The organism is Micrococcus sp. Alg238-R198 (genome assembly GCF_900537135.1).
Taxonomy (GTDB): domain Bacteria; phylum Actinomycetota; class Actinomycetes; order Actinomycetales; family Micrococcaceae; genus Micrococcus; species Micrococcus luteus.
Genome location: NZ_UNRH01000005.1, coordinates 103,599 through 123,472, shown reverse-complemented (window position 1 = coordinate 123,472; position 19,874 = coordinate 103,599). Strand labels below are relative to the sequence as shown.

Here is a 19,874-nt window from a genome sequence, read left to right as displayed (position 1 = left end):
GGGACACATGCCCGAACCCACCCCCGCATCCCTGCGCATCGCCGTCCTGATGGACAGCGACAACGTCTCCCCCAAGTTCGCCCCCCTGATCCTCGAGGAGCTCGCCACCTACGGCACCCCCACGATCAAGCGCGCGTACGGCGACTGGACCACGACCAACCTCAACGGCTGGAAGAAGGCGCTGAACCACCACGCGATCCAGCCGGTCCAGCAGTTCGCCTACACCGTGGGCAAGAACTCCTCGGACTCCGCGCTCATCATCGACGCGATGGACCTGCTCTGGATGGGCAACGTGGACGCGTTCGCCCTCGTCTCCTCCGACTCCGACTTCACGCGCCTGGCCACCCGCCTGCGCGAGGGCGGCAAGCGCGTGATCGGCCTGGGCGCCCGCAAGACCCCCGCCTCCCTGCGCAACGCCGTGGACCAGTTCATCTACCTCGAGCTGCTCGGCACCGCCACGGACCACGACGTCGACGACGACGAGACCGGCGAGGACGCCCCCGCCAAGGAGGAGAACGCCAAGGCGTCCGAGGGCTCCGGCCGCTCGGGGTCCCGCCGCGGTGGTCGAGGCCGCGGTCGCGGGGCCAAGACCACCGACGCCACCGACACCCCCGAGGCCACCGACGCGGACGCCGAGGCCCCCATTGCCGACGAGGCCCCTGCTGCCGACGAGGCCCCTGCTGCCGACGAGGCCCCCGCCGGGGACGCCGCCGCCGGCAAGGACGGGAAGGTCGCGGAGGCGAAGTCCGGGGCCGGCCGTCGGGGCCGCCGTGCGTCGTCGTCGGACGTCACCGAGGACCCGACCCCGCCCGAGGTGCCGGTCGAGGCCGAGCCCGAGCACGACGAGGCCGACGCCGCCCCGCGCATCGACCTGCAGGCCGCGCTCACCAAGGCCGTCAACGCCACGAGCACCGACGACGGCTGGGCCACGCTGTCCCTGATCGGCCAGCACCTGAGCCGCACCCACGTGGACTTCGACCCGCGCGACTTCGGGCACTCCAAGCTCTCCACCCTCGTGGAGGACCAGCCGTACCTGCGCACCCGCACCGAGGGCCGCACCATGGAGGTCTCGCTGGTCCGCCGCCGCAGCCGCCGCGCCGAGGGCTGAGCGGCACGGCCCGTCGTCCCCCGCGGCCGGCGGGCCGGTCCACCGGCCGTTCACCCGCCGGCCACCCGCCCACCACGCCCGCCCGGTAGGCTCCCCGCCATGGGGAACACTCTGGGCTTCCTGCGCGGCGTCGACCGCCTGCACGCCTTCTACACGGAGAACGTGCGCATGCTCGCGCACGCGTACGACCTGACGGACGAGGAGGCCTCGGAGCTGCTCGCCAACACGGGCTTCACCAACGTCTCGGTCGCCATCCTGCGCGGCCCGCGGGTGGACATCATGGCCGCCGCCACCGGCGTGCCGCAGGACGAGAGGCACGACGCCGGCCCGGCGCCGACGGAGGACGACGCGCCCGACCCGGACGGCGGCCGCCCCGACTGAGCCTCGCCTCGAGTGCGGACGGGCGGCTCAGGCCGCAGCGCGCAGCACGGCCAGCACTCCGGCCGCATCCGGCGTGGGGGCCGTCCCGAGCAGGGGCAGACCCCGCCGCGCGCATGTGTCCCGGGTCGGCGCGCCGATCGCCACGAGCCGCACCCGCTCCCCCACCAGCGGCGTCAGACCCGCGGCCACGAACTCCTCCGCCGCGGACGAGCTGGTGAGCACCACGGCGGTCCCCGCCGCGACCGCGGCCAGCCGCGCGGGCGTCACGACGTCCCCCCGGCCCTCGTCCGCCGCCCCGTCGAGCAGCCGCCTGCCGGCCTGCGCCGGATACGGCACCGTCCGGTAGGCGAGCCCGGTCCGCACGTCCCAGCCCGCCGCGCGCAGGCCGTCGGCGAGGCGGGACCGGGCCCGATCGGACTGGGGCAGCCACGCGCGGGCGCCGCGGGGATGCAGGGCGGCGAGTCCGGCGATCAGGCCCTCGGCGGAGCGGTCCTCGGGCGGCAGCCACGGCGCCGCGTCGCAGCCCGCCTCGGTCAGCACCCGTGCCGTGCCCGGTCCGGTGACCGCGATCCGCGCGCCCGCCGGGACATGGCCGTCCCAGCCGACGGCCCTGAGCGCGCGCACGGTGTTGGGGCTCGTCACCACGAGCCAGCGGGACCCGTCCGAGCGCACCGGCCCGGCCGCATCACCGTCGGCCCCCGCCCAGTCCGCGAGCAGCGCGCGCAGGGGGCCGTCGTCGTCGGGCAGTGCGAAGTCGGTCAGCGGCAGGAAGCCGACCCGCAGCCGCCGCCCCGCCACCTCGGTGCCGGCGAGACCGGCCTCGAGGTCGCCGGCCTGGGCCGGCTGGCGGGTGAGCAGGACGCGCATCTCAGGCCGGGTCGTCGGGGCGCGGGGCGCCGTCGCCCCGGTCCACCCCGCGCACCGTGCCGGGCAGCAGGTCGGCGCCCTCGGCCACGAACTGCTCGGCCACGTGCACGCCGAGTGCCTCCGCGGCCACGAACAGGGTGTCCTCGAGCCACTCGTCGCCGGCCGCCGGGTCGCCGGCCACGTCGGTCGGCACCGGGTCGAGCTGCACGGACGAGGTCCGGCGCAGCACGCGCGAGCCGTCGAGGGCGGCCACCATCGCGGTCATCTCGATGCGCGGCGCGCCGGCCTCGCCGTCGCTCACGCGGGCCACGGCCCCGATCGGCGCGGCGCAGCCGGCCTCGAGGCGGCGCAGCAGGGCCCGCTCGGCGGTGACCGCCACGTGGGTGTCCCGATCGTCGACCAGCTCGAGGGCGGCGTGCAGCCTCCCGACCGGCGCCTCGGGGTCCAGGAGCGCCCGACCGAGGAAGGACTCGTCCTCGGCCCGGATCTCCACGGCCAGGGCGCCCTGCCCGGGGGCGGGCACCATGACCTCCGGGTCGATCCGCTCGGTGATCACGTGGTCCAGGCCGAGCCGGTCGAGCCCGGCACAGGCCAGGATCACGGCGTCGAGGTCACCGCGGGGCGAACCCGCGGCGGCCGGGGCGTGATCGTCGTGCTGCTCCAGCCCGGGCACGCGGGCCAGGCGGGTCTGCACGTTGCCGCGGATGTCCACCAGCTCCAGATCCGGGCGCAGCGCCTTGAGCTGGGCCACGCGGCGCGGCGAGCCCGTGCCCACCCGGGCGCCCTCGGGCAGGGTCGCCAGGGTGAGGCCGTCGCGGGCGCACAGGGCGTCCCGCAGGTCGGCCCGGGCCGGCACCGCGGCGATCTCGAGGGTCTCCGGTTGGACGGCCGGCAGGTCCTTGAGCGAGTGCACGGCCGCGTCCACGACGCCGTCGAGCACGGCGGCCCGCAGCGCCGAGGCGAACACGCCGGTGCCGCCCAGCGAGGCCAGCGAGCCGGTGGTGACGTCGCCCTCGGTGCGGATCACCACCAGCTCGTGGGCCAGGCCGGAGCGCTCCGTGAGCGTCTCGGCCACGTGGGTGGTCTGCGTGGTCGCCAGGGCGGAGCCCCGGGTGCCGATGCGCAGGGGGGTCACGGTCTCAGGCCTCCTCGGCGGGGGCCGCGGCGCCCGCCTCGTGCTCGGCCAGCCCGCGCACGGCGGCGTCGACAGCGGACGTCGTCGGCCGCGTCGAGCCGTCCCGCATCACCTTGACGCAGCAGTCCGGCCGGCACACGTCGTACCACGCCGGGAAGCAGCCGACCGCGGCGCGACCCTCGCGCCGGCCCAGCCGCTCCTCCACGATGTCCACGAGCCCGGCCACGAACCGCGGGTCGGTGCCCGGGGTGGGGCTGCGACGGAACCCCACGCCCAGCCCCTCGGCGGTCTCCTTGGCCTCGGTGTCGAGGTCCCAGACCACCTCCATGTGGTCCGAGACGAACCCCAGCGGCACGACGATGAAGCCCGCCACGGCACGCCCCTGCGCGTCCGTCTCGGCGCCCTCGCCCGCGAGGTGCTCCATCGCGTCGTTGATGTCCGGCTCCAGCCACGGCACCGAGGGCGGGCCGGAGCGCGACTGGTACACGAGCGACCACGGCACGTCCGCGGCCTCGGGCACGCCGGCGAGGATCTCGCGGGCCACGTCGAGGTGCTGCGCCGAGTACACGTCCGCACCCTCGTCGCCCGGCTCCGCCCCCGCCTGCGCGCGCAGGTCTGCGGCGAGGCCGCGCGGGCCGGCCGCGGCGGCGTCGGAGGTGGGGATCGAGTGGGTCGCGAAGAGCACGTGGATCCGCGCGTCGTCCCCCAGCTCCGCGCGCAGCGACGCCAGGTCCGCGCGCAGGCCGTCCCGGAACGGCTCGATGAAGCCGGGGTGGTTGAAGTACTGGCGCGTCTTGTCCAGGTCCACCTTCCCGGTCAGGCCGGTCTGCTCCAGGGCCATGCCCATGTCCTCGCGGTACTGGCGGCACGAGGAGTAGCAGGAGTACGCGGAGGTGGTGACCGTCAGGATGCGGCGGTGCCCGTCGGCGTGCATCCGCTCGAGGGTGTCCGGGAAGTAGGGCTCCCAGTTGCGGTTGCCCCAGTACACGGGCAGGTCCAGGCCGCGGGCGGCCAGCTCGGCCTCGATGGCCGCCTTCAGCGCGCGGTTCTGCGCGTTGATGGGGCTGACGCCGCCGTTGGCGCGGTAGTGGGTGGCGACCTCCTCGAGGCGCTCGTCCGGGATGCCGCGCCCGCGCGTGACGTTGCGCAGGAACGGGATCACGTCGTCCTGGCCCTCGGGCCCGCCGAAGGAGGCGAGCAGCAGGGCGTCGTAGTCCTTGGGGGCCATCACGCCGCACACGTCGTAGTCGACGCCGGCGGCGGCCTTCTCGGGCGTCCGGAGGGCCGGGGCGACGCCGGCGTCCGGGCCGGTGTGGACGGGCGCGTCGGCGCGGGGCTCGGGGGCGGTAGTCATCAGGCCAGCACCTCCGCGATCTCGGCGGTCTCCAGACGGCGTCCGGTGTAGAACGGCACCTCGCTGCGCACGTGCAGGCGGGTCTCGTTGTTGCGCAGGTGGCGCATCATGTCCACCAGGTCCGTCAGCTCGTCCGCCTCGAGGCCCAGCAGCCACTCCCAGTCGTTCAGGCCGAACGCGCTGGTGGTGTTCGCCCACACCTGCGGGAAGTCCTGGCCGAGCTGGCCGTGCTCGCGGAGCATGCGGGCCCGCTCCTTCGGGTCCAGCAGGTACCAGTCGTACGAGCGCACGAACGGGTAGAAGCACAGCCACTTCAGGGCCTTGCGGCCCATGGCGAAGGCGGGGATGTGGTCCTTGTTGAACTCGGCCATGCGATCGGCGCCCATGGCCGAGAGCACCATCGTGGTGCCCTCGAGCAGACGGGTGCGGCGCAGCTCGCGGATGGCGGCCTGCAGGTCCTCGGGCACCTGGCCGTACATCCACACCATGACGTCGCCGGCCTCGCGCATGCCCGAGACGTCGTAGACGCCGCGCACGGTCACGCCGGTCTGGGCCACCCGCGCGACGGCCTCGTCGAACTCCTTGGCGGCCTTCTTCGCGTCGCGGCCCTCCAGTCCCAGCCAGCCTGGCTCGCCCTGCGGGCGGGCGAACACGGTGTAGGTGGTGAACCAGTCCTTGCCGGCCTCGGCAGGGGTGGTGGTGCTGTCCTTGGTCATGGTCCTCTTCCTTGGGATCCGATTGCGTCAGGGGTGGTCTGGGGGCGAGGTCAGCCGGCGGGCGGTGCGTCGGCGCCGAGGGTGCGGTCCACGCCGGCGACGACGGCGGCCAGCCCGGTGCCGTGCACCCAGCTGCCCACGAGGTCGAGGCCGGGCACGTCCCGTGCCCAGTCGATCAGCGTGTCCGCCTTCGCGCGGTCGGGGCCGGCCTGCGGCGGGATGGAGCGGCGCCAGCGGGTGACGGTGCGGGCGACGACGTCCTCCTCCGCCAGCGGCACCCCGGTGAGAGTCGCCGTGTCCACGAGCGCCTGCGCGAGCAGCTCCTCGTCCGCGCTGCGATGGCCCAGGGCCTCGGGCCCGCCGCCCTGGCGGCCGTAGGACAGGCGCAGCACATGGCGGTGGGGGTGACGGGCGACGCCGTCCTCCTGCGGCCGCGCGACGACCTCGCGCAGCCACGCCCACTTGGCGGTGGCGTGGGTCAGGGCCTTGGCGGCCACGTCCGTCCCGGCGCCGACCAGCACTCCGGTGCCGCGTGGCGCGTCGTCCAGGCCCGCGGCCTCGACGACGAGCGTGGCCAGCGCGATGCCCTCGCCGAGGGCGGGACCGGCGTCGGGGTCCAGGGCCTCGGCCGAGAGCGGGGCCAGCAGGTCCCAGGCGGTGACGCCGTCCACGGCCAGCACGACGCGGTCCACGTCGAGCCCGCGGACGACCTCGTCGTCCCGGTCCGAGATCTGGGCCCACCAGCCGCCGGTGGCGGGCACGCGGGACAGGGCGGCCACCCGGACGCCGCGCAGGACGGTGGCCCCGTCCTCGCGCAGCGCCTCGACGAGCCGGCCGGTGAGGCGGACCATGCCGCCGTCCAGACCGGCCACGAGCGAGCCGGGGGTCCCGGTGGACCGCAGCGCGGCGACGCCCGCGGCCAGCCCGCCGTGCTCCACGGCGGCGGCGAGCAGGCCGGGGGCCACGCGCTCCAGCTCGACGACCGCGGGGTCGGCCGAGTGGACTCCGGCGACGACGGGGGCCACGAGGCGGTCGAGCACCTCGTCGCCGAGGCGGTCGGCCACGACCTGCGCGACGGTCACCGGCTCGCCGGCCGCGAGCGCGGCGGCCCAGCGATCCATGGGGGCCTCGGCGTCCTGCCGGGCGCGCTCCAGGCCGGCCGGCGTGAGGGCGGCGGCGAGGTCCTCGGCGTCGAGGTCGCCGGGGATGCCGACGATGCCGAGACGCGGGGCGCGCACGGGGCCGGCGGGACCGTGCAGCCACGAGCCGAGGGGCTCGGGCGCGACGATCTTCTCGCCCAGCCCGAGCTCCTCCACGAGCGCGCGCACGGCGGCGCCGCGGACGGCGAACGACTCGGCGCCGCCGTCGAGTTCGAGGGTCTGGGTCTCGGGGGCCCCGGTCTCGCCGTGCGAGGGGACGTCGAGGAAGCGCGGGGAGACCGCGCCCCCGAGCACGGAGGTGGCCTCGGCGAGGGTCACGTCCCAGCCCGCCGCGGACAGTCGGTGGGCCGCGACGAGGCCGGCGATGCCGCCGCCGACCACGAGCGCCGTGCCGCTCATGCGCGCTCCTCCCGCTCGGCGGTCTCGACCCCCGGTGCCGGGTCCTGGCCCTCCCGCTCCGGCACGGGCAGGGAGTGGATCAGCTCGACCACGCGGGTCAGCACGGCCGCGTCCGTCTCCGGCGGCACGCCGTGGGCGAGGTTGACGACGTGGCCGGGCGCGACGGCGCCGGAGGCGACAACGTCGCGCACGTGGGCCTCGAGGACCTCCCACGGGGCGGCGAGCAGGGCCGGGTCGATGTTGCCCTGCAGGGGCACGGCGCCGCGTCCGTCGGGGCCGGGGTTCGCGCTGAGCCGGCGGTGCGCCTCGGCGAGCGTGAGGCGGTGGTCCACGCCGACGGCGGTCGCGCCCGCGTCACGCATGTGGTGCAGGAACTCTCCGGTGCCCGTGCCGAAGTGCAGGAGCGGGGCGCCGTCGGGGACGCCGGGCCCGGCGAGGTCGGCGACATGGGCGAGGGCCGCCGTCGAGTGCGGCTGCACGTGCTCGAGGTAGTCGTCCGCCGAGAGCGAACCGGCCCACGAGTCGAACAGCTGCGCGGCGGAGGCGCCGGACTCGAGCTGGGCGCGCAGGAACTGGCCGGACACGGTGGCGGCCCAGCCGGCCAGGGCGGCCCAGGTCTCGGGGTCGGCGTGCATCATGCGTCGCGGGCCGAAGTGGTCGCGGGAGGGACGGCCCTCCACCATGTACGCCGCCAGCGTGAAGGGGGCGCCGGCGAAGCCGATCAGGGGGCGCGGGCCCAGCTCGGCGACGGTGGCCGCGACGGCCTCGCGGATGACGTCCAGGGCGGCGTCCTCGAGGACGGGCAGCGCGGCGACGTCGTCGGCGGTGCGGACGGCCTGGCCGAGCACGGGGCCCACGCCGGGCTGGATCTCCACGTCCACGCCCGCCAGGCGCAGGGGGACCACGATGTCCGAGAAGAAGATCGCCGCGTCGACGTCATGGCGGCGCACCGGCTGCATCGTGATCTCCCGGACCAGGTCCGGCATGAGGCAGGAGTCGAGCATCCCGATCCCCTCGCGCACCTGGCGGTACTCCGGCAGCGAACGGCCGGCCTGCCGCATGAACCACACGGGGTGGCGGTCGGGGCGCTGGCCGCGCAGCGCGCGGAGGAGCGGGCTGGCCACGGTCGAGCGTGACGGATCCTCGGTGCGCAGCGGGTGCTCGGCGGGCAGTGCCGGGACGGCCGCGGGGGTCTCGGGGGTCTGGGACAGGGCGGACATGCCCCCAGTGTCCCACCGGTCGTGTCGCGGTGGCACATCCGCGTCCTCCGTGAGCGTCGTCACACTGGCCGACGGCACCCGGGTCAGGTCCGCCTTCCCGGACGGGCGGGGCGGTCGGGGCTAGACTTGGCCCGCTGTGACTGTCTTCTCTCTCGTCGCCTCCCACCATGACCTGGACCTGGACACGGTCGCCCGCCTCAGCGCCGGCGCGACCGGGGTCGGGCCCGCCCTGCCCGGCAGCGGCGCGGCGGGCGCCGTCGTGCTGGCCACGTGCAACCGCGTGGAGATCTACGCCGAGGCCGACGCGGCCGGCGTCGAGGCCGCCCGCGCGGGGCTGCTGTCCGCCGTCGCCGCCTCCACCTCCCTGCCGGACGAGGACGTGCACACCGCGTTCCGCACACTCGACGCCGACGCCACGGCCCGTCACCTCTTCGAGGTCGGCGCCGGACTGGACTCCGCCGTGGTGGGCGAGCGCGAGATCGCCGGTCAGGTCCGACGCGCCCTGACGGCGGCCCAGGAGGCCGGCACCGCCTCGGGTCCGCTCGTCCGCCTCTTCGAGTCCGCCACGCGCACGGCCAAGGACGTCGGCTCCCGCACGGCGCTCGGCGCGGCCGGCCGCTCGGTCGTCTCCGTCGCCCTGGACCTCGCGGAGGAGCTGCGCGGTCTCACCGACGCCGCGGCCCAGCGCGACTTCTGGGCCGGGGCCACCATCCTGCTGATCGGCACGGGCGCCTACGCCGGCACCACGCTCGCGCAGCTGGCGGACCGGGGCGCGACCACCGTCGGCGTGCACTCGGCCTCGGGCCGCGCGGAGCAGTTCGTCGCGGACCGCGGCGGCTGGGCCCTCGCGCTCGGCGGCGAGGCCGTGGCCGGCGCCGTCGCCGAGGCGGACGTGATCATCGGCTCCTCCGGCGGCGAACGCCAGATCAGCCCCGAGCGCCTCCAGGAGCTGCGCAAGGGCGGACGGCGTCCGCTCACGGTGGTCGACCTGGCCCTCTCGCGCGACTTCGACCCCGCCGTCGCGGACCTGCCGGACGTCGACCTCATCACCCTCGAGTCGGTGCGGCTGGCCGCCCCCGAGCAGGCCCAGGTCGCCGTCGCCGAGGCCCGCGCGCTCGTGGACGACGCCGTCGAGGAGTACCGCGCCGCGCAGCGCGGCCGCAGTGCCGACGCGGCGATCAAGGCCCTGCGCCGCCACACCCTCGGGGTGCTCGACCGGGAGCTCGAGCGCGTGCGCGCCCGCCACGGCTGCACGGCGGCCGCCGAGGAGGTGGAGTTCGCCCTGCGCCGCATGGTGAACCAGCTCCTGCACGAGCCCAGCGTGCGCGCCAAGCGGCTCGCCGCCGAGGGCCGGCTCGACCGCTATGAGGACGCCCTCGAGGCGGTCTTCGGGATCGAGGCCCCCGGCCGCCCCGCCCCCGCCGTGGGCACGGTCGAGGCGGCCTGCCCCGCGCACGAGGACGACGGCGGCGCCGCGCGCATCGCGTGAGCCCGCCCCGCGCCAGGAAGACCCCGTGACCGCCCACCCCGCCGCCACCGCGCCCGACGAGCCCGGGCGAGGCCGTCGTCTGCCCCGGCACAAGCGTCGCCGCCAGCTGCTGGACTGCGCCCGCGCGGTCTTCGCCGCCGAGCGGTACGCGGGGGCCTCCATGGAGCAGATCGCCGAGCGGGCCGAGGTCTCCAAGCCGGTCCTCTACCAGCACTTCCCCAGCAAGCACGAGCTCTTCCTCGAGCTGTTGGACGCCGAGGTCGCGAGCCTGCGCGCGCTCCTCGAGGCGGCGATGGACACCCGCCGGGACAACCGCGAACGGGTGCGGGCCACCGTCGCCGCCGTGTTCGAGTACATGGCCTCCCCCGAGCGGACCCACCGCCTCATCTTCGACTCCGGCATCGACGCGGACCCGGAGGTGCGCACGCGCAGCGAGGCCGTCCACCGGCTGCTCTCCTCCGAGGTCGCGCGCACCATCCGCGCGGACACCACCGTAGCCGAGGCCGAGGCCGAGGTGCTCTCCCGCGGACTCGTCGGCTATCTCCTGGGCGCCGCCCGCCACTGGGCGGACCGGCTCGACGCCGACGCCCGCCCCGCCGCCGCCGAGATGGCCCGCACGGTGGACGCGCTCGTCTGGCGCGGCCTCGCCTCGCTGCCCTCCGCGGACGACGCGCCGCGCTGACCCGGCCGTCCGGCCCGTTTCGCCCGCGGGTGAACCTCGTGGGCGCCCGTCCACCCCGCCGAGCGGTCCCGTAGGCTGACGGTGGACCGCACAGGACGCGACGAAGAGAAGAGGTTCCCCATGGAGATCCGCATCGGTGTGCAGCACGTCGGCCGCGAGGTCGTCATCGACAGCGAGCAGTCGGCGGACGAGGTCCGCTCCCTCGTGGACGCCGCCGTCGCCGACGGCACCCCGCTGGTCCTGGCGGACGCCAAGGGCCGCCAGGTGGTCGTCCCCGGCGACCGCATCGGCTTCGTGGAGATCGGCGCGAAGAAGTCGGGCCCGCTCGGGTTCGCCGCCTCTTGACCCGCCCGCACGCCCCGGTGATCCGCCGGGGCGTGCGTCGTCTCGGCCCCCTGCCCAGGAGCATCGCCATGTCGCCTCACGCCCTCGGCCTCCGCGGCCCCGCCGACCCGGCCCTGCTCGAGCGCCTCGCCGCCCTGCGGACGGAGCTCGAGCTGCCGCCGGCCTTCCCCGCCCCCGTCCTGGCCGAGGCGGAGGCGGCCGCGCGTGAGGTGCACGCGGGCCTGACCGGGAGCCCGGACCACGCGGACCGCACGGCGCTGCCGTTCGTCACCGTGGACCCCGCCGGCTCCACGGACCTGGATCAGGCCCTGCTCCTGACCCCCGCCGACGACGACGGCATCCTCGTCCGCTACGCGATCGCGGACGTGCCCGCCTTCGTGGCCCCGGGCGGCGCCGTGGACGCCGAGGCCCGCCGCCGCGGCCAGACCGTCTACCTGCCCGACGGCCGGGTCCCCCTGCACCCGGAGGTGCTGAGCGAGGACGCCGCCTCCCTGCTCCCCGACCGCGAGCGCCCGGCGTTCGTCTGGACGTTCCTGCTGGACGCCGCGGGCGCCGTCGTCGAGACCGGCCTCGAACGCGCCCGCATCCGCTCCCGGGCGCAGCTGACGTACGGGCAGGTGCAGGCCTTCCTCGACGCACAGCCGGGGGCGCAGGCGCAGACGACGCCGCGTCCCGGGGTCACCGACGCGGACCGGGCCGCCGCCGAGGGGTGGCCGGCCGAGGTGCGCGACTCGCTGACGCTGCTGCCGGAGGTGGGCCGACGGCGGGCCGCGCAGGAGGCCGCCCGCGGCGGCGCCTCCCTGAACCTGCCGGACCAGGAGGTCCGTGTCACCGAGGACGGGGCGCACGAGCTCGTGCACCGGGCGCCGCTGCCGGCGGAGGAGCACAACGCCCAGCTCTCCCTGCTGACCGGCATGGCCGCGGCCGAGCTGATGCTGGCCGCCGGGGTCGGGATCCTGCGCACGATGCCGGCGCCGGACGCCGAGGCCGTCGCCGCCTTCCGAGAGCGCACACGCGCCCTGGGCGCCCCGTGGGACGAGGGCCAGGACTACGGCGCCTACCTGCGTTCCCTCGACCCCGCCGACGCGCGGCACCTGGCGGTGCTGCACGCGGCGACCGGGCTGTTCCGCGGCGCCGGGTACACGGCCTTCGACGCGCAGGCCGAGGACCCGGCCCTGCGCACACCGCCGGATGAACCGGCCCAGGCCGCGCTCGCCGCCCCCTACGCCCACGCCACCGCTCCGCTGCGCCGGCTCGTGGACCGCTTCGTCCTGGCCCTGTGCCACGCCCATGCCATCGGCGCCCCCGCCCCCGCATGGGTCCGCAGCGCCCTGCCCGCGCTGCCCGCCCTCATGGCGGACTCGTCGCGCCGGGCCTCGGCCGCCAGCCGGACGGCGGCGGACCTCGTGGAGGCGGCGGCGCTCGAGTCCCGCGTCGGCGCGGAGCTCGAGGGGATCGCGGTGCGCGAGGCGAAGGACGGCACGGAGGTGTGGCTGCTCGACCCGGCCGTGAGCCTGCGGGTGCCGGGCAGCGTCCCGGCGGGCACCCGGGTGCGCGTGCGGATCGAGGGCGTGGACCGCGCCTCGGGTGCGATCACGGCCGCGGGGGTAGACTGGCCGCACAGCTCACGCTGACCCAGGATGACCGGTCGCTCTCTGATCACCCTGACCCGCCGCCCGCGCCCCTGACGCCCGGGACGGCACCATGACCTGCCGGATCCGGCACGGCCCGCCTCGCACGGCGCGCCCGGCCCGGTTCCACGGGGCGCCGCCCGTCGGCCGCTCCGCGTGCTTGCCTCGCGATCGGCTTCCGCTTGAACCGCGCGCACGGCGGAGCCGGGCCTCCCGCCCGCCGTGACGACGCCCGACCAGGAACGCGAGTCGCCATGACCCAGAACTCCGAGCACACCCCCGCCTCCGCCGACCTCGACCCGACGGTCGCCGCGATCGCGGAGGACATCGTCACCGAGGACGCCGTGCCCGTGGCCCCCGAGCAGACCTTCGCCGACTTCGGGGTGCACCCCGCGATCGTCGAGGCCCTGGAGGCCAAGGGCATCGTCCATCCCTTCCCCATCCAGGCCATGACCCTGCCGGTCGCCCTCGGCGGCCACGACATCATCGGCCAGGCCAAGACCGGCACCGGCAAGACCCTCGGCTTCGGCATCCCCGCACTGCAGCGCGCCATCGGCCCGGGCGAGCCCGGCTGGGACGGCCTCGAGGCCAAGGGCACCGCGGGCGCCCCGCAGGCCCTGATCGTCGCCCCGACGCGCGAGCTCGCCGTCCAGGTGGCCGGCGACCTCACGGCCGCCGCGGCCCGGCGCCCCCTGCGCATCGCCACCATCTACGGCGGCCGCGCCTACGAGCCGCAGATCGAGGAGCTGCAGCGCGGCGTCGAGATCGTCGTCGGCACCCCCGGCCGCCTCATCGACCTGATGCGCCAGCGCCACCTGCGCCTGGACCTGGTGAACACGGTGGTGCTGGACGAGGCCGACGAGATGCTGGACCTCGGCTTCCTCCCCGACGTCGAGACCCTGCTCGCCGCCGTCCCGGCCGTGCGTCAGACCATGCTGTTCTCGGCCACCATGCCGGGTCCCGTGGTCGCGATGGCGCGCCGCTACATGACGCAGCCGACCCACATCCGCGCGGCGGACCCGGAGGACGAGGGCCTGACGAAGAAGGACATCCGTCAGCTCGTCTACCGCGCCCACCACATGGACAAGGACGAGCTCGTGGCCCGCGCCCTGCAGGCCGAGGGCCGCGGCCGGACCATCATCTTCACGCGCACCAAGCGCACGGCCGCTCGCGTGGCGGACGAGCTGACGGCGCGCGGCTTCGCGGCCGGCGCGCTGCACGGCGACCTCGGCCAGGGCGCCCGCGAGCAGGCGCTGCGCGCGTTCCGCAACGGCAAGGTGGACATCCTCGTGGCCACCGACGTCGCGGCGCGCGGCATCGACGTCGACGACGTCACGCACGTGTTCAACTTCCAGGCGCCGGAGGACGAGAAGACCTACGTGCACCGCGTGGGCCGCACGGGCCGCGCCGGCAACAAGGGCGTGGCGGTGACCCTCGTGGACTGGGAGGACATGCCGCGCTGGTCCCTGATCGACAAGGCGCTCGGCCTCGGCCAGCCCGAGCCGGTGGAGACCTACTCCTCCTCCCCGCACCTGTTCTCCGACCTCGGCATCCCGAAGGGCACGAAGGGCCGTCTGCCGCAGGCCAAGCGCGTGCTCGAGGGCCTCGAGGGCGAGACGCTCGAGGACCTCGGCGGCCCCGAGGCGAAGCAGCGCGACGGCGGCCGCGGACGGGGTCGCGACGGCGGCCGTTCCCGTGACGGCGAGCGCGGCGGCCGAGGCCGGGGCGGGCGCTCCGGCGAGGGCCGTGACCGGGCGCGCGGCGGAGGCCGTGGCGAACGGAACCGGGGCGGCCGCTCCGGCGAGGGCCGTGACGATGCACGCGGCGGAGGCCGCGGCGAGCGCTCGGGCCGCGGGCGTGGTGAGGCACCCGCCGAGCAGCGCGCCGAGGGCCGGGGCCGTGGTCGCGGCGAGGGCCGCGAGCGCACCGCCTCGCGCTCCGAGACCCCCGCGGCCCGGACGTCGGAGCCGGTGGCCGGCGTCGAGCTCACGGAGGCCCGCCGGGCCGAGCGCGCCGAGGCCCGGGCCGAGGCCCGTCGTCGCCGGGGCGGCCGCTCCCGCACGCGGCGCCGCAACGGCGAGGTCGTGGACGGCTGACCCTCCCTTCCGGGCCCCCGGGAGTCTTCTGCACGAATGACCCTTCCGACCGCCGTGCAGGCGGCCGGAAGGGTCATTCGCGCAACGGATCCTCCGCCGTCGCCCGGGCCGTCCGGGTTCAGCCGCGGATGATCGCCGTGCCGGTGCCCTGCCGCTCGATCTCGGCGAGCACCTCCGCGCCCGTGGTGTGCTCGCCGATCGGATTGGGCTTGCCGGTGCCGTGGTAGTCGGACGAGCCGGTGACGAACAGTCCGTGCCGGTCCGCGAACGCGCGCAGCCAGGTGCGCTCCTCCGCCGGGTTGTCCCGGTGCTCGACCTCGACCCCCGCCAGTCCGGCCTCGGCCATCTGCTCGAACACCTCGTCGCCCACCACGCGGCCCCGCATGCGCGCCCGGGGATGCGCGAACACCGGCACCCCGCCGGCGGCCCGGATGAGCGCGACCGCCTCGGCCGGGTCCGGGGCGAAGTGCGGCACGTAGTACTTGGACCGGCCGGCGAGGATCTCCCGGAACGCCGCGGACCGGTCCGGGACGGCCCCGATCGTCACGAGGGCGTCGGCCAGGTGGGGCCGGCCGATCGTCGCGTTCTCCGCCGCGTGCTCCTGGACCAGCTCCCACGTGATCGGGAAGTCCGCCCCCAGCCGCCGCACCATCTCCTGCGCCCGGATCAGCCGCGCGTCGCGGGCCAGGCCGACCTCCCGCAGCAGGGCGGGGTCCTCGGGGTCGTGCAGGTAGCTGAGCACGTGCACGCTCACGCCGTCGGCGGAGGTGCAGGACATCTCCATGCCGGGCACGAGCGTCAGTCCGGTCTCCCGCGCGGCCTGGGCGGCCTCGGCCCAGCCGGCGGTGGTGTCGTGGTCGGTGAGCGCGAGGCCGTCCAGCCCGGCCCGCGCCGCCGCACGCACCACGTCGGCCGGCGGCTCGGTGCCATCGGACTCGGTCGAGTGCGTGTGCAGGTCGTAGCGGGCCATGGCGGCCATGGTACCGAGACCCGCGCGCGGCGGCCCCGACCTGCCCGCGCCCACCGGTGCCATGATGGAGGGCATGACCGATGCCGCACAGCACCCCGCCCAGACCACCCCCGACCAGCCCGCCGCCACCCCCGAGGCGGGCGCCGACGGCACCGGCGCGGTGAACCCCCAGCCGCTGGCCGAGCGCGTCGACAACCGCTCGCAGCGCCCCGCCTCGAACGCCTTCCGCGACTTCATGGCCTCCGGCTGGGCGCCCTCGTCGCAGGCCCTGCCCGATCCCGACGCCTCTGCCCCGTACGCCGCCCGGCGGCGGGCCGCCGTCTCCGCGCGCTTCCCGGGCGAGCGGATCGTGGTGCCGGCCGGCCGCCTCAAGGTCCGCTCGAACGACACCGACTACCGCTTCCGCGCGCACTCCGCGTTCGCCCACCTGACGGGCCTCGGCGTGGACCACGAGCCGGACGCCGTGCTCGTGCTCGAGCCCACGGACCCGGGCGCCGGCGACGACGGCACGGACCACACCGCCACCCTGTACTTCCGTCCCCTGGCCGGCCGGGACACCGAGCAGTTCTACGCGGACTCGCGCTCGGGTGAGTTCTGGATCGGCCCCCGCCCGACCCTGGCCGGCCTGGCCGCCCGCACGGGCCTGCGCACGGCGGGGCTCGAGGAGCTCGAGTCCGCCGTCACCAAGAACGTGGCCGCGGACGGCACCGCGGTGCGGCTGCTGGCCGAGACCGACCAGGACGTGGACGCGCTGCTGGCCGCCGTCCGGACCGAGGCCGGCGTGGACCTGGCCGCCGCGGCCGAGGCCGACACCCAGACCGCCGAGTTCCTCTCCGAGCTGCGCCTGGTGAAGGACGCGTGGGAGGTCGAGCGGATGCGCGCCTCGGTGGCCGCGACCATCGCGGGCTTCGAGGACGTCGTGCGGGCCCTGCCGCGCGCCGTGGGACACGACCGCGGCGAACGCGTGGTCGAGGGCGCCTTCTTCGCCCGCGCCCGCCTCGAGGGCAACGACCTGGGCTACGACACGATCGCGGCCTCCGGCAACAACGCCACGATCCTGCACTGGATCCGCAACACGGGCGCCGTGCGCCCGGGTGAGCTGCTGCTGCTCGACGCCGGCGTCGAGGACGACTCCCTCTACACCGCGGACATCACCCGCACCCTGCCCGTGTCCGGCACGTTCACGGACGTGCAGCGCCGCATCTACCAGGCGGTCCTCGACGCCGCGGACGCCGCCTTCGCGATCGTGCGCCCCGGCATCCGGTTCCGCGAGCTCCACGCCGAGGCCATGCGGGTGCTCGTCGACCGCCTCGACGGCTGGGGCCTGCTGCCGGTCTCGGCCGAGGTCGCGCTATCGGACGAGGGCCAGCACCACCGGCGCTGGATGCCCCACGGCACCTCGCACCACCTCGGCCTCGACGTGCACGACTGCGCGCAGGCCAAGCGGGAGCTCTACCTGGACGGCGTGCTCGAGCCGGGCATGGTCTTCACGATCGAGCCGGGTCTGTACTTCAAGGAGGAGGACCTGGCCGTCCCCGAGGAGTACCGCGGCATCGGCGTGCGCATCGAGGACGACATCCTCGTGACCGAGGACGGGGCCGAGAACCTCTCCGCGGTCCTCCCCCGCACCCCGGACGAGATCGAGGCCTGGATGGCGCGGCTCCAGGCGTGATCCGGCGCGGAGGGCGCCCCTAGGGTTCGGACCATGGGTATCGACCTGACCACCGAGCTCACCGCCCTCCGCGACCGCCTCCTCTCCGCCGAGGCGGAGCACGCCGACCTCATCTCCCGCGTCCGGGAGCGCCACCGGGCCTCGGCCCGGAACCTCGTGCACTACGTCGCCCTGCGCGGCACCGACCTGCGGCCCCTGCAGGAGGCGCTCAGCGACGCCGGACTGTCCTCTCTGGGCCGCATGGAGGCCGGCGTGCTGGGCCACGTGGACGCGGTGCTGGCCGCCGCCCGCGCGCTCGACGGCGACCCCGCCCCCGCGCCCGAGGACGACGCCCTGACCTCCGCCGAGGGCCGCGCCATCCTCGCCCGCAACGCGGCGAGCCTGCTCGGTCCGGCCCGCGGCGACCGGGACGCGCGCATCATGGTGACCATGCCCTCCGAGGCCGCCACGGACCCAGAGCTCGTGGCCCGGATCGCCGAGGCCGGCATGGACCTGGCGCGCGTGAACTGCGCCCACGACGACGAGCAGGCGTGGGCCGCCATGATCGCGGCGGTCCGCCGGTGTGCCGGTGCGGGCCGGCCCGCACCCCTGGTCGCGATGGACCTGGCCGGGCCGAAGGTGCGCACCGGCCCCATCGAGCCGGGACCGCGCGTCGTGAAGGTGAAGCCCGCCCGGGACCCCTCCGGGATCGTCACCGAGCCCTCCCGCGTGTGGCTCGCCGCCGGGCCCCACGACGCCGTGGCCGCGACGGACGGGCCGGACGGCGCCGTCGTCGTGCCGCTGGCGGCCCCGGAGGGGAGGACCCTGGCGGGCCTGCAGCGCGGCGACGAGATCGAGCTGACCGATGCGCGGGGTGCACACCGCAGGCTGGAGGTCGAGCAGGTGGACGGCGAGGGCGTGCTCGTGCGGGCGGAGAAGACGGTCTACTGGGCGACGGGCACGGCGCTGACGACGCCGCACGGACCGCTCGAGGTGGGCCAGCTGCCCCCGCTCGAGCAGTCCATGCGCGTGCACGAGGGCGAGCAGATCGTGCTGACCCGCTCGCTCGAGCCGGTCCCGGCGGTCGACGCGCCGCCCTACCGGATCGGCCTCACCCTGGCGCAGGCGTTCGCGGACGCGGAGGTCGGCGACCGGGTCTCCCTCGACGACGGACGGATCGGCGCGCGGATCACGGCGGTGTCCGACGACGAGATCACCCTCGAGGTGACCCAGGCCGGCCCGCGCGGGGCGAAGCTCAAGGCGGAGAAGGGCGTGAACTTCCCGGACACGCACCTGGCCATCCCGGCCCTCACGGACGAGGACCTCGCCCACATCCCGTTCGCGGCCCGCCACGCGGACATGGTGAACATGTCCTTCGTCCGCTCGGCCGAGGACGTGGCCCAGCTGATCGATGCGCTCGAGGCCGAGGACGCGCCGGACGTGGACATCACGCTGAAGATCGAGACGGTGGAGGCCTTCCGTCAGCTGCCGCGGATGCTGCTCGAGGCGATGCGCTGGCGGGACGTCGGGGTGATGATCGCCCGCGGCGACCTGGCGGTGGAGGCCGGCTTCGAACGCATGGCCGAGCTGCAGGAGGAGATCCTGTGGCTGTGCGAGGCCGCGCACGTGCCCGCGATCTGGGCCACCCAGGTCCTCGAGTCCCTCGCCAAGACCGGCCTGCCCTCACGGGCGGAGATCACGGACGCCGCGATGGCGCAGCGGGCCGAGGCCGCGATGCTGAACAAGGGCCCGTACATCGACCGCGCCGTCACCGTCCTCGGCGACATCCTGGGCCGGATGCACGGTCATGCGAGCAAGAAGCGCGACATGCTCCGGCGACTCGAGTCCTGGTCCCTCTGACGGGGCTCAGCCGCGCGGTTCGTCCTGGGGCCGGGGCGGGTGGCCGCCGCGCGCCTCGATGAGCTTGGCGACCTCCTCCGGGGGCAGGGTCACGCCGTAGGAGCGGTCCAGGCCGGTGGGCGCGGTGTCCGCCTCCGGAGTGGGCCGGGCCGACGCCTTGGCTCCGCCGGGGGCCGGCGCCGCGTGGGACCCGCCCGACGACGGCGCGGCGGCCGGGGTGGCCTGCACGGACCCGCCCCCGGCCTCCTCCGCGGCGGGGGCGGGCGCCGGCTGCGGGGCCGGCTGCGGCGTCGGGGCCGCGGCACCGCCCAGGCCCAGCTCCTGGCGGGCGCGGGCGGCGTGGTCGAACGCGACCACGAGGTCGAAGGCCGTCGGCACGACGGCCTGCGAGGACGCGAAGCCGTGCTGGCCCCGACGCATCGCGAAGCCGATCACGCCGAAGATCAGCCACACCGCCAGGCCCAGCAGCATGGAGGTGAGGATCTGCCCCGGGCCGGCCTCGGGGGCCAGCAGGTAGAGGAACATGCCGATCAGTCCGCCGAAGAACACGCCGCGCACACCCGCGGACAACGCCACCTGGGCGTAGTTCAGCCGGCCGCGCACCCGCTCCACGACCCGCAGGTCCTTGCCCACGATCGACACGGCGCTCACGGGGAAGTCCGTGGCGGCGAGGCGGTCCACCTGCTCGCGCGCCTGCGCGTAGGTGGCGTAGGTGGCCAGCAGCTCTCCGCGGGGCAGGCCCTGCTCGGCGCCGGGCTGAGGGTTGGACATCATGAACGACATGGACCCATTGTGCCCGGCCCGGCGCCC

At 76.0% G+C, this 19,874-nt stretch carries 17 protein-coding genes; 9 read left to right on the top strand and 8 right to left on the bottom strand.

Annotated elements, in window-relative coordinates; translation table 11 throughout:
* The first annotated feature begins 7 nt into the window (after positions 1-7).
* On the top strand, positions 8-1,108 hold the full coding sequence (locus G6R13_RS06670; protein WP_134377033.1) for an NYN domain-containing protein: 1,101 nt from the start codon (positions 8-10) through the stop codon (positions 1,106-1,108).
* Between the two features lie 99 nt (positions 1,109-1,207).
* On the top strand, positions 1,208-1,489 hold the full coding sequence (locus G6R13_RS06665) for a hypothetical protein (protein WP_134377034.1): 282 nt from the start codon (positions 1,208-1,210) through the stop codon (positions 1,487-1,489).
* 27 nt (positions 1,490-1,516) lie between these two features.
* Here the strand turns inward: G6R13_RS06665 and G6R13_RS06660 are convergent, their stop codons facing one another.
* From G6R13_RS06660 to hemE, 6 genes are read right to left on the bottom strand one after another with little or no spacing between them, the layout of a single operon-like run.
* A complete protein-coding gene (locus G6R13_RS06660) occupies positions 1,517-2,356 on the bottom strand; it encodes a uroporphyrinogen-III synthase (RefSeq protein WP_036314324.1) in 840 nt (279 codons plus the stop codon).
* A 1-nt stretch (position 2,357) separates the two neighbouring features.
* Positions 2,358-3,491 (bottom strand): hydroxymethylbilane synthase, encoded by a 1,134-nt coding sequence (gene hemC, locus G6R13_RS06655; RefSeq protein WP_134377035.1) that lies wholly within the window; start codon positions 3,489-3,491, stop codon positions 2,358-2,360.
* A gap of 4 nt (positions 3,492-3,495) precedes the next feature.
* Positions 3,496-4,845, bottom strand: coding sequence for a ferrochelatase (locus tag G6R13_RS06650; RefSeq protein ID WP_163721274.1), 1,350 nt, complete (start codon positions 4,843-4,845; stop codon positions 3,496-3,498).
* Positions 4,845-5,561, bottom strand: coding sequence for a hydrogen peroxide-dependent heme synthase (gene hemQ / locus G6R13_RS06645; protein WP_041103343.1), 717 nt, complete (start codon positions 5,559-5,561; stop codon positions 4,845-4,847). Before hemQ ends, G6R13_RS06650 begins: the two co-directional genes overlap by 1 nt.
* A 50-nt stretch (positions 5,562-5,611) precedes the next feature.
* A complete protein-coding gene (locus G6R13_RS06640; protein ID WP_036381112.1) occupies positions 5,612-7,120 on the bottom strand; it encodes an FAD-dependent oxidoreductase in 1,509 nt (502 codons plus the stop codon).
* A complete protein-coding gene (hemE, locus tag G6R13_RS06635) occupies positions 7,117-8,340 on the bottom strand; it encodes a uroporphyrinogen decarboxylase (protein ID WP_041103347.1) in 1,224 nt (407 codons plus the stop codon). The genes G6R13_RS06640 and hemE overlap by 4 nt, the downstream gene beginning before the upstream one ends.
* Positions 8,341-8,476: 136 nt before the next feature.
* Here hemE and G6R13_RS06630 point away from each other — a divergent pair, with 136 nt between their 5' ends.
* The 5 genes from G6R13_RS06630 (at position 8,477) to G6R13_RS06610 (ending at position 14,583) form a co-directional block, all read left to right on the top strand.
* Positions 8,477-9,829, top strand: a complete 1,353-nt coding sequence (locus G6R13_RS06630; RefSeq protein WP_122054455.1) for a glutamyl-tRNA reductase — start codon at positions 8,477-8,479, stop codon at positions 9,827-9,829.
* A gap of 25 nt (positions 9,830-9,854) precedes the next feature.
* The gene (locus tag G6R13_RS06625) at positions 9,855-10,511 is read left to right on the top strand and encodes a TetR/AcrR family transcriptional regulator (RefSeq protein WP_044659417.1); all 657 of its coding nucleotides are present in this window, start codon (positions 9,855-9,857) and stop codon (positions 10,509-10,511) included.
* 120 nt (positions 10,512-10,631) lie between these two features.
* Positions 10,632-10,856 (top strand): DUF3107 domain-containing protein, encoded by a 225-nt coding sequence (locus G6R13_RS06620; RefSeq protein WP_002854967.1) that lies wholly within the window; start codon positions 10,632-10,634, stop codon positions 10,854-10,856.
* A 68-nt stretch (positions 10,857-10,924) separates the two neighbouring features.
* Complete coding sequence (locus G6R13_RS06615; protein ID WP_063189558.1) at positions 10,925-12,490, top strand: RNB domain-containing ribonuclease; 1,566 nt, start codon at positions 10,925-10,927, stop codon at positions 12,488-12,490.
* 251 nt (positions 12,491-12,741) lie between these two features.
* Positions 12,742-14,583 (top strand): DEAD/DEAH box helicase, encoded by a 1,842-nt coding sequence (locus G6R13_RS06610; protein WP_134377036.1) that lies wholly within the window; start codon positions 12,742-12,744, stop codon positions 14,581-14,583.
* A 118-nt stretch (positions 14,584-14,701) separates the two neighbouring features.
* On the opposite strand, the gene G6R13_RS06605 is transcribed toward G6R13_RS06610, so the two are convergent.
* Positions 14,702-15,562 (bottom strand): PHP domain-containing protein, encoded by an 861-nt coding sequence (locus tag G6R13_RS06605; RefSeq protein WP_063189562.1) that lies wholly within the window; start codon positions 15,560-15,562, stop codon positions 14,702-14,704.
* Between the two features lie 64 nt (positions 15,563-15,626).
* Here G6R13_RS06605 and G6R13_RS06600 point away from each other — a divergent pair, with 64 nt between their 5' ends.
* Together G6R13_RS06600 and G6R13_RS06595 are read left to right on the top strand one after the other, a co-directional pair.
* Positions 15,627-17,225, top strand: a complete 1,599-nt coding sequence (locus G6R13_RS06600; protein ID WP_144825233.1) for an aminopeptidase P family protein — start codon at positions 15,627-15,629, stop codon at positions 17,223-17,225.
* A 33-nt stretch (positions 17,226-17,258) separates the two neighbouring features.
* The gene (locus tag G6R13_RS06595) at positions 17,259-19,064 is read left to right on the top strand and encodes a pyruvate kinase (RefSeq protein ID WP_129866785.1); all 1,806 of its coding nucleotides are present in this window, start codon (positions 17,259-17,261) and stop codon (positions 19,062-19,064) included.
* Between the two features lie 6 nt (positions 19,065-19,070).
* On the opposite strand, the gene G6R13_RS06590 is transcribed toward G6R13_RS06595, so the two are convergent.
* Positions 19,071-19,847 carry a general stress protein gene (locus G6R13_RS06590; RefSeq protein WP_049147247.1) on the bottom strand — a complete coding sequence of 259 codons (777 nt, stop codon included), beginning with the start codon at positions 19,845-19,847 and terminating at the stop codon, positions 19,071-19,073.
* Positions 19,848-19,874 lie beyond the last annotated feature (27 nt).

Bases quoted from the DNA above. Each gene is read 5' to 3' on its own strand.
- G6R13_RS06670 (WP_134377033.1), top strand. From the start codon at position 8: ATGCCCGAACCCACCCCCGCATCCCTGCGCATCGCCGTCCTGATGGAC.
- G6R13_RS06665 (WP_134377034.1), top strand. From the start codon at position 1,208: ATGGGGAACACTCTGGGCTTCCTGCGCGGCGTCGACCGCCTGCACGCC.
- G6R13_RS06660 (WP_036314324.1), bottom strand. From the start codon at position 2,356: ATGCGCGTCCTGCTCACCCGCCAGCCGGCCCAGGCCGGCGACCTCGAG.
- G6R13_RS06650 (WP_163721274.1), bottom strand. From the start codon at position 4,845: ATGACTACCGCCCCCGAGCCCCGCGCCGACGCGCCCGTCCACACCGGC.
- hemQ (WP_041103343.1), bottom strand. From the start codon at position 5,561: ATGACCAAGGACAGCACCACCACCCCTGCCGAGGCCGGCAAGGACTGG.
- G6R13_RS06640 (WP_036381112.1), bottom strand. From the start codon at position 7,120: ATGAGCGGCACGGCGCTCGTGGTCGGCGGCGGCATCGCCGGCCTCGTC.
- hemE (WP_041103347.1), bottom strand. From the start codon at position 8,340: ATGTCCGCCCTGTCCCAGACCCCCGAGACCCCCGCGGCCGTCCCGGCA.
- G6R13_RS06620 (WP_002854967.1), top strand. From the start codon at position 10,632: ATGGAGATCCGCATCGGTGTGCAGCACGTCGGCCGCGAGGTCGTCATC.
- G6R13_RS06615 (WP_063189558.1), top strand. From the start codon at position 10,925: ATGTCGCCTCACGCCCTCGGCCTCCGCGGCCCCGCCGACCCGGCCCTG.
- G6R13_RS06610 (WP_134377036.1), top strand. From the start codon at position 12,742: ATGACCCAGAACTCCGAGCACACCCCCGCCTCCGCCGACCTCGACCCG.
- G6R13_RS06605 (WP_063189562.1), bottom strand. From the start codon at position 15,562: ATGGCCGCCATGGCCCGCTACGACCTGCACACGCACTCGACCGAGTCC.
- G6R13_RS06600 (WP_144825233.1), top strand. From the start codon at position 15,627: ATGACCGATGCCGCACAGCACCCCGCCCAGACCACCCCCGACCAGCCC.
- G6R13_RS06595 (WP_129866785.1), top strand. From the start codon at position 17,259: ATGGGTATCGACCTGACCACCGAGCTCACCGCCCTCCGCGACCGCCTC.
- G6R13_RS06590 (WP_049147247.1), bottom strand. From the start codon at position 19,847: ATGTCGTTCATGATGTCCAACCCTCAGCCCGGCGCCGAGCAGGGCCTG.